The organism is Qipengyuania sp. ABI-127-1 (assembly GCA_022953095.1).
Classification (GTDB): domain Bacteria; phylum Pseudomonadota; class Alphaproteobacteria; order Sphingomonadales; family Sphingomonadaceae; genus Qipengyuania.
Genome location: JALJCR010000002.1, coordinates 654,927 through 667,464, shown reverse-complemented (window position 1 = coordinate 667,464; position 12,538 = coordinate 654,927). Strand labels below are relative to the sequence as shown.

Annotated in this window: 11 protein-coding genes; 8 read left to right on the top strand and 3 right to left on the bottom strand. The window is 60.5% G+C overall.

What is annotated here, in order from left to right:
* From MUY37_RS12695 to MUY37_RS12685, 3 genes are all read right to left on the bottom strand, one after another.
* On the bottom strand, window positions 1-2,824 hold a 2,824-nt coding region (locus MUY37_RS12695), incomplete at its 3' end, for an RHS repeat domain-containing protein (RefSeq protein ID WP_499195703.1).
* A gap of 639 nt (window positions 2,825-3,463) precedes the next feature.
* Window positions 3,464-3,925: a hypothetical protein gene (locus tag MUY37_RS12690; protein WP_499195702.1), complete on the bottom strand. Its 462-nt coding sequence runs from the start codon at window positions 3,923-3,925 to the stop codon at window positions 3,464-3,466.
* Window positions 3,922-4,506 carry an Ig-like domain-containing protein gene (locus tag MUY37_RS12685; protein WP_499195732.1) on the bottom strand — a complete coding sequence of 195 codons (585 nt, stop codon included), beginning with the start codon at window positions 4,504-4,506 and terminating at the stop codon, window positions 3,922-3,924. The genes MUY37_RS12690 and MUY37_RS12685 overlap by 4 nt, the downstream gene beginning before the upstream one ends.
* A gap of 350 nt (window positions 4,507-4,856) precedes the next feature.
* Between MUY37_RS12685 and MUY37_RS12680 the strand changes: the two genes are divergently transcribed.
* Genes MUY37_RS12680 through MUY37_RS12645 form a run of 8 tightly spaced genes read left to right on the top strand, consistent with a single transcriptional unit; the run spans window position 4,857 to window position 12,526 of the window.
* Window positions 4,857-5,144 (top strand): VirB3 family type IV secretion system protein, encoded by a 288-nt coding sequence (locus MUY37_RS12680; protein WP_499195701.1) that lies wholly within the window; start codon window positions 4,857-4,859, stop codon window positions 5,142-5,144.
* Window positions 5,123-7,498: a VirB4 family type IV secretion/conjugal transfer ATPase gene (locus tag MUY37_RS12675; RefSeq protein WP_499195700.1), complete on the top strand. Its 2,376-nt coding sequence runs from the start codon at window positions 5,123-5,125 to the stop codon at window positions 7,496-7,498. Before MUY37_RS12680 ends, MUY37_RS12675 begins: the two co-directional genes overlap by 22 nt.
* 5 nt (window positions 7,499-7,503) lie before the next feature.
* Window positions 7,504-8,700, top strand: a complete 1,197-nt coding sequence (locus MUY37_RS12670; RefSeq protein ID WP_499195699.1) for a type IV secretion system protein — start codon at window positions 7,504-7,506, stop codon at window positions 8,698-8,700.
* Window positions 8,697-9,431 (top strand): VirB8 family type IV secretion system protein, encoded by a 735-nt coding sequence (locus MUY37_RS12665; RefSeq protein WP_499195698.1) that lies wholly within the window; start codon window positions 8,697-8,699, stop codon window positions 9,429-9,431. The genes MUY37_RS12670 and MUY37_RS12665 overlap by 4 nt, the downstream gene beginning before the upstream one ends.
* Complete coding sequence (locus MUY37_RS12660) at window positions 9,428-10,135, top strand: TrbG/VirB9 family P-type conjugative transfer protein (protein WP_499195697.1); 708 nt, start codon at window positions 9,428-9,430, stop codon at window positions 10,133-10,135. Before MUY37_RS12665 ends, MUY37_RS12660 begins: the two co-directional genes overlap by 4 nt.
* Window positions 10,132-11,187: a TraB/TrbI/VirB10 family type IV secretion system protein gene (locus tag MUY37_RS12655; protein ID WP_499195696.1), complete on the top strand. Its 1,056-nt coding sequence runs from the start codon at window positions 10,132-10,134 to the stop codon at window positions 11,185-11,187. Before MUY37_RS12660 ends, MUY37_RS12655 begins: the two co-directional genes overlap by 4 nt.
* The gene (gene virB11 / locus MUY37_RS12650; protein ID WP_499195695.1) at window positions 11,184-12,176 is read left to right on the top strand and encodes a P-type DNA transfer ATPase VirB11; all 993 of its coding nucleotides are present in this window, start codon (window positions 11,184-11,186) and stop codon (window positions 12,174-12,176) included. Before MUY37_RS12655 ends, virB11 begins: the two co-directional genes overlap by 4 nt.
* A complete protein-coding gene (locus MUY37_RS12645; RefSeq protein ID WP_499195694.1) occupies window positions 12,173-12,526 on the top strand; it encodes a TrbC/VirB2 family protein in 354 nt (117 codons plus the stop codon). Before virB11 ends, MUY37_RS12645 begins: the two co-directional genes overlap by 4 nt.
* The last annotated feature ends 12 nt before the right edge of the window (window positions 12,527-12,538 follow it).

The following is a 12,538-nucleotide window of genomic DNA, read 5'->3' as shown; positions in this document are numbered from 1 at the left end:
CGTCCCCCGGCGAGAGCCCGTGGACATAGCGCGCCAGCATCGCACCCGAAGCAGCATATTCCCCGATCAGCGCATCGCCATCGTAAAGATTGGTGCGCAGGATCGTATCGCTACCGTCGATCTGGCCAACCGCGCTGTTGCTCGCGCGGATTTGATAGAGCCGCCCGAGCGGATCGTAGAGTAGCTTGACATTGCGCGCGCCCGAAACCTCCACCAGCCGGTTTTGCGGATCGTAAGTGTAGCTGTTGATCCCATCGCCGGTCAGATTGCCGTTGGCATCATAGCTATAATTCGCCGCATCGATCCTGGTATACTGGTTGAGACCGTTGGCGGTGTAATTCTTGGTCAGCTGACCTGGGGGATGCCCGTCCCACGCGTACTTATCGTTGTTCGTGATCTCGTTCGTCACCTCGTTTGCCGGATTGTAGGACCAACCATGCGCCAAATCGTAGGAGGTTGTCTGGTTCGCGATCTCCAGCTTCCGGCTGTCTTGCCGCCTGGCCGCATCAGTGGTGAAGACAGAGCGATAGCCACCCCGCGTGTCGCGCTTCAGCCCGCCCGCCCCAAAATAGTCGAGCGAACGCAGCGTGGTGGTGCCGTTATGCCGGATCAACGTGTTGCGGCCCATTACGTCATAGGTATAAGTGAAGCGCTGGCCATCGGGGTGGATAAGGGCGGTGCGGCGATCGGCCTTATCGTATTCGTAACCCAGCGTACGGGCGGTGGATAGCATCTGATCGGTCACCGATGTCAGACGGCCCAATCCATCGTAACCGTAGGCAAAACCCTTGCCATCGGTATATCTGATATCGACAGGATTGCCAAAGAGATCGTATTGATAGCTGGTATTACGAGTGTGCAACCCGTCCAGTCCGGACCGGGTATCGACAGTCTTCCGCTTGAGCCGACCCAGATCGTCGTATTGAAACACGATCCTCTCGCCCCTGCGGTTGAAATACGTGGCGATCTGACCGCCCGGAAGATACGTCATCCTCTCAAAATCGTTTGGATTGGCGAGACCGGCGGTTGTGGGATGGGGATACAACACTTTGATGGCCCGATCGATACCGTCAAATATATATTCGGTACGATTTCCCTTCGCATCTTCCACCGCTGTCACCCGGCCATTGAGCGAATATTCCAGCTTGGCCGTGCGCTGGGCGAGCGCGGTGTCGATCCCGGACCAGACCTGCGTGACCTGGTCGGCATTATCATAATATGTACGCGAAATCCGGTCTTCGCCGAATGCGCCGGGCGTCATTGCGGTGCAGGCACTGGCCGGAAGAGATGTACTCTTGATGGGAGCGTTCATGCGAAGAGCAGTGCATTCGCGCCTGCCGGCGGCATCGTAGCTGTATTGGGTCAGCGAGAATTGCGTCGAGCTATCGGGATCCTGCTTGGCGACAGTCAGAAGACGGCCGAAACCATCGAATGTGCTTTTGGTCAGCTCGAAAGGGTCGAATGCATTCCAATCCGCGTCGGAACGGCCCTGAAGCGTACCCACTTCGCGCTGATAAACCTGCCCATCGTCCCTTCGCTCGAGCCGTATCCCGACATGGGGCATTCCGGCACTCCCATCGGGATCGGGGCCGATCATTCCGACCAGTTGCCCTGCGAGATCATACCGATATGTCGTGATATCGGCTTCGGTGAGCGGGCCATCGACCTCGATGACATTCATCAGATGATCGTATTTATAAGAGGTTACCGCCCGTAGCGAACTGTCGCCGGTCCTCCGTATTGAAGACGACACGCGCGGGTTACTGGGTTCGCCTACTGTAGGATGGTACAGCATTTCCACGACCAACTCATTTGGACTGCCGACGCAACTGGCTGCGGTACGACACGTCCTGATATACCGCGGTTTCTTGATCGGCTGCGAACTCTGCTCATGAACGCTTGCCGAGATGTAATAATTTGCGCGTTGATTCGCATAGGTGATCGCGGTGGTGGGCCGGATGCCATTGGGATCAGCGGGGCGTTGGATGAGGGTGAGGCCGCCGTGCACCGGATCGTATGTATAGTTCGTCACCTTCCCGTTCGCGTCGGTGCTGGTGAGGGGGCTATCGCAGGTGACCGGATTGGCACAGGCCCAAGGCAAGGCTCCGTCGAGTGCTGGATAGGTCGCGCTGGTCGTAATGACGGCAGAGCCATTTTCGTCGACGTGCCTGGTCTCGATAACTCGTCCACGACTATCGTGGTCGAACTCGACCTTGTTGCCTTCAGGCGCGATTATTGAGGTTACCCTGCCGGAGCCATCATGCGTATAAGAGGTCGGGCCACCCAGTGCGTCGGTGTCTCTAAGAATCACCTTTTTGACAGGATCACTGACAACGGTTCGTGTGCGGCCTAACGCGTCCGTAGACACTGCGACAAACTCGTTATCGCTATTAGTCGACCAGCTATAGTCGCGCGTATAGCTGTTCATTAGCTTTATCCAGTCGACCCGGGACTCGCTATCGTAACCGATAACCATGCCATCGCTGGCCTCGCCGGGGCGCTTGATCGCGGTGAGCCGCCGCGCCCCGTCGATCTTATACCGGGCTTCGCGGCCCAGCACATCGGTGACGGTTTCGTAGGTATTGCTGCCAGATTTCGTGCTTGAGTAGGACAGGTGGGGCCAATCTTCGGTTAGCGCGCAGCTGTTCGCGGTAGGCGAGCAATATTCGACAGCATTGTTGATCGCGGTAACCTTATCGATGGTGTACCACGCATCGACATCCGCCAAACTCGCATCGCCCGAGCCGAAACCATTCGCCTCATATTCGAACTTAAGTTGGAAACCGCCGTTATTATTGACTGACGCGAGGCGGATGGTTTTCAAAGATACGCCATTGCGGGTGTAGGAACCAGCACGATAGGCTAGAGTGGTTATCAGGCCGCCGGGGTGTTTTATCGACGTACCGACCGCCTCTACGCGTTGGTAGTAACTTTCACCATTCTTCACGAGCTGCTTGGAAAACGTATATTTTACCCCATCGCCGCTCGTATAAACAATCTCGTTCGTCGTTTCCGATAGCGTCCCACTTTCGCCATCCAGGGGCAGGAAGCCTCCACTTCCTATTGCGAACTCACGCGCTGTTCCACCAATTTGTATGATATATGTATCACCGACAAGTTGCCGCGAACCGCGAGTGATCGAGAGCAGGTAATTATGCCTCCACCCGTTTCGAACCCGGTAGCGAGTGTGGACCAGACCATCTTCACCTCCAATGGCTATCGTTGATGATGGCATCACGATGTTCCCGGTCGTCAGATCAACGCCGTTTTCATCCAGCGGTGCCCGTATCGGTGGCGGGTCCAGCGTCAATGATTGTGCCGAAACCTGCGTACCAAAGCTCACCAGAGGCGCCAGCGCCGCAGAGGCCAGCAACAGTCGTTTCATTCCCATTATTCAAGCTCCGGAATTTTGCACAGATCGCAGCCCTGAGGCGCGGCAGCAGTCGACGAATTCGCTAGTTAGTCAGCAGCCTCGCGCGCTGAGCGCTCCGTCCAATTCAGCGCTGGGACACAGCACTGCAGGTCGAATGCCCAAGGCCCGTTCAAATTGCGCCTGCACGGCTTCGTTTCCGAAGGCCGCCATCAAGCAGGCCTCGCCCCGAGATCTTTGCCGGTGAGAATGCGAGGTGAGGTTCAGTGCGCCACAGTCAGCCTGAGATAAACCCTTCCGCTCAAGGGTAGGAACATCTGTGGGAGCCACGGCGATGCGAAATTGCTTGCCCCGATTGGATGACAGGGTCTGCGCGGAGCCTTGCCATGTTCCTGTCATGCACACCGAAGTAAGACCTGACTGTTTTCCGCCTACAGCAGGTGATTGCGCGAGTATTGGTAAGGGGGAGAGGCAAAATGTGGACCCGACAATCAAGATGTTGACCAACGAGATATACGAAAAACTCTTCTTCTTTTTCGCGGACTCGATGTTCATTGGTCAGGACTCCCTCCGAAACACATTGCCTCGATCGTAAGAAAAGCTGTATCAGTAGATCCAGCACTGTCTTTTATGGTGTAGGTATATTGGGAAATCCCGGCTGCCGAACCGAAGTTGATAGAAACCGAACTTCCATTAAGCCTTGCCGCCGAAGCTCCACCCCCGGACGTCTCCACGATACCCATCAGCACTGGCTTGGCGGGATCGTCCTCTGCATCGAAATCGTTTGCCGTGACATTGAAAGTTGTCGATGTATTGCACCATCCCCGGGCAAGATCGCCATTCGCAACCGGCGGAGTGTTGGTGGGTGTTGGCGTCGGTGACGAGGTGGGCGTCGGCGAGGACGGCGGGCAATTCGCCACAGAACCGTCGGTCGAAATCCGCAAAACGGTCCGGTTCCCTAAATTATCAAAGCAGTAAGATCGCGTCTCCGTAACGTCGACCCCTCTCGATTGAGTGGTAATTAATCGTCCAAGACTATCGTATTCGTGATTCTCAGTTCGTGTTTGCGCGTTGACTAAACCAGCGATACCTAAAGCGCATGCACTGCACCCGATCCATCGACCCCTTTTTTGCATTACACCCCTGCATTTCGCTATTCTCTGAGGAATAATAATTGTTCGGCGAACTTCAAATGCGAATCGAAGAACGTAGATTAACTTTTCGTTAGGGTTCAAACCCAATCAACCGCACACCCCTGATTCGCGCAATCATGAAGGGATTTGAAGATTATGCAAGTTACCACAAGCGGAAATTGAGGGACTTTTCAAAAACGGCCGAAGTTAAAGCCCGCAGACAACATAAACCCCATTCTGTTTAGCGATATCCCATCAGCTGACGGACCAGTCATTACGTTTCGCCCTTGCAATTTCGGCGAAATCGGGGAAGGATGCAGTCCAACAGGGAATGGGGCGCAGACACTTTTACAATGACCGATCAGCTCCGCCGCGACATATGCTTTATTGCTCTTACGCGGCCACAGATGTTTGCAGGCGTCACCTACACGTTCTTCGTCATAAATGCTGTCATCGCGGTCGAGCTCTTCCTCTTGTTCCGCTCTTGGTGGGTACTGCTGGTCGCGGTCATTCTCCACGGCATCGGCGCGCTTCTCTGCCTGCGCGAACCGCGCTTTTTCGATCTGTGGATCACGCGCGTGCGCAATTGCCCGCGGGTCAAAAATTACGATCTGTGGAAATGCAACTCCTACCGGCCCTGACGCGCGATCCTAAGGTCATCGCCCGCGAGGCACCGGCTGGAACTCATCTTCCCTATGCCCGGCATCTTGACGAGCGGACGATCGAGACGCGCGATGGCCTGCTGATGCAGACCATCCGCCTTGGCGGGCTGCTGTTCGAGACTGCGGATAGCGAAGAATTAAACTACCGGGCCGAGTTGCGCGACGCGATGCTGCGGGCGATCGGCAATTCGCGCTTCGCAATCTACCATCACATCGTACGGCGGCGTGCCGATGTAGTCATGCAGGCCGAATTCCCTGATGCCTTCTCCGAGCGGCTCGACGAGCGTTGGCGCAAACGGTTGTCGCGCCGCCAGCTCTATGTGAACGAGCTCTTCCTCACCATTATGCGCCGTCCGACACAGGGGCGGATGGGGTTTGCCGACAGGCTCAAGGGCCTGTTCGCTTCGGCGACCGATAACCGCGCAGCACTGCTCGCGGCGGAAAAGCATTCGCTCGACAATGCCCGTGAAGCACTGGTGGCCGCGCTCGGCCAATATGATCCGCAGGTGCTGTCCACCTACGACAGCGACGATGGCACGCGCTCCGAACCCCTCGAGTTCCTCTCTTACCTGTTCAACGGCGATATGCGCCCGGTCGTGGTTCCGCATGGGGATATCGGTCATCATCTGCCTGCTCGCAGGGCGAGCTTCGGGCTAGACACTGTAGAGCTAGCGCCCACAGGCCCGCTAGACCGCCGCTTTGTTGCTCTGGTTTCGATCAAGGACTGGCCGCAGTCGACTATGCCGGGCATGTTCGACGAGCTCACGCGCCTGCCCTTCGAGATGACGATGAGCCAGAGCTTCGCCTTCGTCGAGCGCGGCGCCGCACTTGGCCGGATGAACCTGGCGCTGCGCCGGATGAAATCGGCCGAAGACGAGGCCCTGTCGCTGCGCGACGAGCTTGCGATCGCCAAGGACGAAGTGGCAGCGGGGCGCGCGGGGTTCGGGGAACATCACACGACCATCGCCATCCATGCAGACAACCTGAAGGACCTCGACAGCCATGTGGCCGAAGTGATCGCCCTGCTTGCCGATCTCGGGATCACTGCCGTTCGCGAGGACATAGCACTCGAACCTGCCTATTGGGCGCAATTCCCCGGAAATTTCCGCTATATCGCACGCCGCGGGCTCGTCTCGACCACCAACTTTGCGGGCTTCGCCAGCCTGCATAACTTTCCGGTCGGCCAGCCTTCACGCAACCACTGGGGCGAAGCGGTCACGCTGTTCGAGACGACCGCGGCGGGCCCTTATTTCTTCAACTTCCACGCGCATGACCTGGGCAATTTCACCGTGATCGGCCCATCGGGATCGGGCAAGACGGTGGTGCTCAATTTCCTGCTGGCCCAGGCGCGCAAATATCGCCCGCGCACGATTTTCTTCGACAAGGACCGGGGTGCGGAACTGTTCATCCGCGCGATCGGCGGCACGTACGACCGCCTCCGCCCCGAAGCGCCCAGCGGACTCAATCCGCTCCAGCTCGAGGATACGCCCCAGGCGCGGATGTTCCTCGCCGAATGGCTCGGGCTTCTGGCTGGCGGGCTCGACGAAAGCGAAGCCGAGCAGGTGCGCGAGGCGATCGATACCAACTTCACCGCACCGCCTGAGCGGCGGCGCCTTCGCCATTTGGTCGAGCTTTTCCGCGGGGGCGACCGCCCACGCGCGGGTGACCTCTATTCGCGCATGCGGGGCTGGTGGGGCGAGGGAGACCGGGCCTGGCTGTTCGACAACGAACGTGACTTGACCGACCTTTCGCAGGAAACGGTCGGCTTCGACATGACCGCGATCCTCGACGATCCCGTCGCGCGCACGCCTGCCATGCTCTACTTCTTCCACCGGGTCGAACAGCGCCTCGACGGAACGCCGGCGATCATCGTCATCGACGAGGGCTGGAAGGCGCTCGACGACGATGTTTTCGTCCGGCGGATCAAGGATTGGGAAAAGACGATCCGCAAGCGCAACGGCATTGTCGGCTTCGCCACCCAGAGCGCGCAGGATGCGCTTGAGAGCCGGATAGCCAGCGCGATCATCGAGCAGGCGGCCACGCAGATCTTCATGATCAACCCCAAGGCGCGCGCCGAAGACTATATCAACGGCTTCGGCCTATCGCGCCACGAGTTCGAGCTGATTCGCACTCTGCCCGACAGCGCGCACTGCTTCCTTATCCGGCATGGCAAAGATAGCGTGGTGGCAAGGCTCGACCTATCCGGTGAGAAGGAGCTTCTGACCATTCTCTCGGGCCGCGAAAGCACCGTGCGCCTGTTCGACGAACTCGTGAGGCAGCACGGCGAAGACCCGGCCAAGTGGATGGGCCCGCTGCTGGGCAAGGCGGCCTGAGGACGATGGCTTGCCCCGCGATCCTGACCGGCGACCAGTTCCTCACCCGCGTACTGGGAAACATCGATTGCCAGGCAGCCTATCTGGGCAGCTATGGTTGGCAGACACTGGGACACCCCAGCTCGCTCGCCGCCACGGTAATGACGGGGCTGCTAACCTTGTTCGTCGCGCTGTTCGGGATTCGCCTGCTGTTCGGCCCTGCGCCGGGCGCACGCGATGTGGTCGGCGATGCCATCAAGATCGGGATCGTCCTTACCCTTGCGTTTTCCTGGCCCGCCTTTCGCACAATAATTCATGATGTCGTGCTGGATGGGCCGGGAGAATTGGCAGCAAGCGCGGGCGCTTCGCTCATGCCACAACACACAAGTCTCGTCGGCGGTCTCCAGCAAGCCGACGACGCCATGCTCCGGCTGATCGAACAGGGGACCGGGCGGCAGACCGGCGCCTATGTCGACGCTGACGAACCCGGCGGGACGTTTCAAGGCCAGGCTTTGGAAGATGAAAACTCCTTCGGCCTTGCCCGGCTGTTCTACCTGACAGGAATACTGGGCAGTTATGGGCTGCTCCGCATTATTGCAGGACTGCTGTTGGCTCTTGCGCCTCTGGCCGCCGGCATGCTCCTTTTCGAGGCGACGCGGGGGCTCTTTGCAGGCTGGCTGCGCGCTCTGGTGCTGGCTCTGATCGGTTCGGCGACGCTAAGCGTCGTGGCGGCGGGACAACTCGCCATCTTGCTGCCGTGGCTCGGCGATGCGCTCCGGCTCCGGGGCCTCGGCTATGCAACGCCCGCTGCGCCGACCGAATTGCTCGCGTTGACCCTCGGTTTCGCGCTCATCCAGTTCAGTTCGATCTGGTTGATGGCCAAAATCGCCTTTAACCGAGGTTGGGTCACCTTCCCAGCGCTGTCGGACTTGCGGGCGCCGACGGCGGAGCACTCCACGGCTCTTCGCAGCGCTCCGGCTCCGGCCTTTGCGCAATCACGCTCGCAGCGCCTGGTCGATCACATGGAAACGCAGCTAAGGCGCGAAGAGAGTTTCCATCACGAGCGCACCGATCATCGCCTTCTGGCACGGACAGGCGGTGATGCTTCGCAAGGCAATGCCTCCACGAGCCGCGAGCGTAGCGTCGAGCCCTTGGGCAGTTCCTGGCGCCGCACCTCGCAGCGACGCTCGCTCGCAGGCACACGTAGGGACCGAGGCCTATGAACGCACATCACACCATCGACGGCGAAAAGGTCGAGATTCCGGATAGCTGGGGCGCCAGCGTCACCGAGGATCTCGAGCGCTCGCGCCGCATCGCGTGGATCGTCGCGTCCATCGCCGGCGCCATCGCACTGCTGCTGGCGATTGCGCTCGCCGTCATGTTGCCGCTCAAGACGGTGGTTCCCTACACGCTGCTGGTCGACCGCCAGACCGGCCATGTCGAGGAACTCGCTCCGCTCGATGCAGCGGCGGTCAGCCCGGACACCGCACTTACCCGCTCGTTTCTCGCGCAATATGTCGTCGCGCGCGAAAGCTTCGATGCAGCAAATCTGCAGCACGATTACCGCAAGGTGGCGTTGTGGAGCGAAGGAGATGCCCGCCAACGCTATGTCGCGTCGATGAATGCCTCCAATCCCGCAAGCCCGATCGCGCAACTGCGCAACGGCACAACTCTGCGCACCGAGATAAAGAGCGTCTCCTCGCTTTCGCGCGACAGTGCATTGGTGCGCTTCATCACCGTTCGCACGGATCGCGGTGGCCGCGAGCAGGCTCCCGAGCACTGGGCTGCAGTCATCAATTATCGATTCAGCGGCGCGGGAATGAGTGCCGATGATCGGCTCGTCAATCCGCTCGGATTTCAAGTATCACGCTATCGCCGGGATCAAGAGGCACTTCCGGAAACAAGGGAGCCGCGTTTGCCCCAATCCGCTCCGGTTGCCGAGCCCGCCGCATGATGAGACTAGCGATCCTGGCAGGATTGGTTGCTTGGCCGATGGCTCTGGCAGCGCAGACCACGCCGCAACCGGGCGCCGATACGCCCCGCATTCAGAGCGTGCAGTTCATCCCCGGCTCGCCCGTGCTGCTCACCATGCTGCCTGAGACGCCGATCACGGTTCTACTGGAACCAAGCGAATATATAGTAAGTGCGACCCCAGGCGAAGGTGACGATTTCCGAATCCGCGTGTCTTCGGACCGCAATTCCTTCATGATCCTCCCAACCGAAAATGCACGCATGGGAACGCTCGATATCGGCACGCGGGGGCGGAGCTACAATTTTTCCCTGCGTGTCGAGCCCAGCCATTCCGCTGCCTTGCTTGTCCGCTTCGTAAAGGATGTGCTCGATCATGCCGCTCATGAGGCCCAACCCGTAGCAGATCCCCGCCCATTGCAGAGCTGGCGCTATCGCCTGCGCGGCGACCGGGAAGTTCGACCGGCGAGCCTTAGCGACGATGGCTTCAAGACCCGCGTAACCTATGCCCCCGGACAAGCTTTGCCGGCAGTCTTTGCCATCGGCCCGACGGGCGAGGAAGAGGTCGTCAACGGTTACATGCGCGACGGCGTTTTCGTCATCGACCGGGTCTATGGTGAGCTGGTGTTCCGGATCGACAAGGATAAAGCAACCGCGCGGCGTAACGATACACCCGAGGAAGCATCATGAGCGCGGCTTCCTCGACATCGAACGAGACACCTCAGGCCAACGATGTCCGACCGGTGGTCGCCACCGGTAGTTCCGGCAAGCTCGGCTTGACCGCTTTCCTAATCGCTTTGCTCATCGGCGGGGGCTGGATCGTATCGCTGATGAGCGACAGGCGGGCGACGCTCGAACAGGAAGGCCCCCTTGGCACGGTTCCAGAACCCGATGCTCGCATCGCATCCCCGCCACCACTGGCGTTGCCCGGGGATTTCGGACGCGGACCTCTCGGCGAGCGCGAGCCCCTTGCGCAAACGGCACCGACACGTGCGGCGCCCACGCTCAACGCACCCGCCCAGGCTCCGCGCGTGATCGTTCAAACGGCCGCCGCAGATCCCCCCTATGTTCCACGAGAGCCATTCCGCACGGTCGAACCGCCGGTGACATTTTCCGCGCCTCCCGTCGCTTCGGCTGCACAATCGGCATCGCAAGCAGAAGCCGGCACGGTGACCCGGGTCAACGCAGCCCGGTTTGAGAAGCCCTCGCGCACGGTGCCGCAAGGGACCGTCATCCCCGCCGTGCTCGAAACCGCGCTCGATTCCACACGGCCCGGCGGGGTGCGCGCGCTCGTTCAGCGCGACATTCACGGCTTCGATGGATCGCGCGTCCTTATCCCGCGCGGCAGCCGTCTCTACGGCGAATACGATGCCGAATTGCAGCGCGGGCAAAACCGCGCGCTCATTCGCTGGACGCGGCTGATCCGTCCCGACGGCGTGACCATCGCGCTCGATTCGCCTGCCTCCGACCCACTGGGGCGCGCCGGGGTCAGGGGCAAGGTCGACAGCAAGTTCTTCCAGCGCTTCGGCGGCGCGCTGCTGCAATCCGTGCTCGATATCGGCGTCGGGGTTGCGACCCGGGAGGCGACCGATGGCGTAATCGTCGCGCTTCCGGGCAGCACACAGAATGTGACGCCGCGCATCACGGAGGGCGAAATCCGACCGACGCTCAAGGTCCGCCACGGCACCAGCGTGTCGGTTTTCGTCGCCAATGACCTCGATTTCTCGTCGGTCGAACCGTGATAGAGGTCAGCGCACCTGCCGAGACCCGGGGCTTCTACCTCGACAGTTTCCTGGCTCCGCTTGCCCCATGGCTCGGCCGCGCGGACATCACCGATATCTATGTGAACCAGCCCGGCGAGATCTGGACCGAGAGCCTGGGAGGCGGGATCGAGTCCCACGAGGATCCCGCTCTCACCGAACAGCTACTAGCACGGCTCGCGCGCCAGATCGCCGCACATGCCTCGCAAGGGATCAGCCGCGCCGCGCCGCTGCTTGCCGCATCGCTTCCCGATGGCTCACGCGTCCAGGTGATTGCTCCGCCCGCGACGCGCGCCGGGCACGTTCTGGCGATCAGGCGGCACGTGAAGGCGAGCTTCTCGCTTACCGACTGGCGCGACAGCGATGCTTTTGCCGGACTTGCTAACGGCGCGGCGGCCATCGATCGCGAGCGCGTCTGGCATATGGTTGGCGAAAGCGAAGCGGCGGACATTCTTGCCGGAGCGGTGCGTGCACGGCGCAGCATCATCGTCTCCGGGGGCACCTCGAGCGGCAAGACGACCTTCCTCAATGCGCTTATTGCAGAAATCCCGCGCGACGAACGCCTGCTGACCATCGAGGACACCGAGGAACTGCGGATCGAGCACCCCAATGCAGTGGGCCTGATCGCCGCCCGCGGAACGTTAGCCGAGGCGGATGTCAGCGCCGAAGACCTCCTGATCGCCGCGCTGCGCATGCGTCCCGACCGGATCATCCTCGGCGAATTGCGCGGGGCTGAAGCCTTCACTTTCCTGCGTGCGGTCAATACCGGCCATCCCGGCTCGATGACGACAATCCATGCCGATACACCGCAGAGGGCGATCGAGCAGCTTGCCCTGCTGGTCCTCCAGACCGGCTCGCGCCTGTCGCGCGACGACGTTCGCCATTATGTGCGCGAAAGCATCGATGTCTTCGTCCAGCTCGAGCGGCGCCACGGCCAACGCCGCGTGTCGCAAGTGATGGTGGCCGAATGAACGGACCCGTCGCGCCTCCCGGATCCGAAACCGCTCTTGCCGGAGCCATCGGGTGGATAAACGATCTTCTGCTTGGCAGCCTGGCGACCGGACTGTCCATCCTTGCCGTCAGCCTTGTCGGCCTGTTTATGTTGATGGGTCAAATGCCCCTCCGGCAGGGCATGCGCGTTATCCTCGGCTGTTTTGTCCTGCTCGGAGCACCCGTGATCGCCGCAGGCCTTGCCGGCGCATGGCAGTCGGCCTCGCCTGCCGCCCCCGAGCCCATAATATTCATCCCGAAAGAGGCGCGAGAACCACTGCCGTCGGCCGACTACGATCCCTATGCCGGAGCTTCGCTGCGCCGGGATTGACCACGAGTTCGG